1 protein-coding gene is annotated in these 287 nt (G+C 47.0%); it reads left to right on the top strand.

Annotation, left to right across the window (positions count from 1 at the left end; all coding sequences use genetic code 11):
- A partial coding sequence (locus tag SKC36_RS12350; protein WP_459466080.1) for a hypothetical protein occupies nucleotides 1-287 on the top strand: 287 nt, incomplete at both ends.

The following is a 287-nucleotide window of genomic DNA, read 5'->3' as shown; positions in this document are numbered from 1 at the left end:
ATGCAAATGGCAATACAGCTACTACGTATACAGGCGCTAAAACAATTACATTCTCAGGAGCGAATGCTTCACCAAGTCCAGCGACGACACCAACGGTAGCGGGTACGAACTTTGGTACCGGAACCAGCATGACCTTTACAGCGGGTGTGGCCTCAGCAACCATGATTTTGTACAAAGCAGAATCAGCTACGGTGAATGCGAGTGATGGTACAATTAACTCGAACACAGGCGGAACTTTGAATGTGACAGTTGGTTCATCGACGATGACGAAATTGGCAGTAAGCTTA

Source organism: Aquirufa sp. OSTEICH-129A (genome assembly GCF_054558355.1).
The sequence above is the reverse complement of the archived record's forward strand: the minus strand, read 5'-3'. Positions and strand labels throughout refer to the sequence as shown.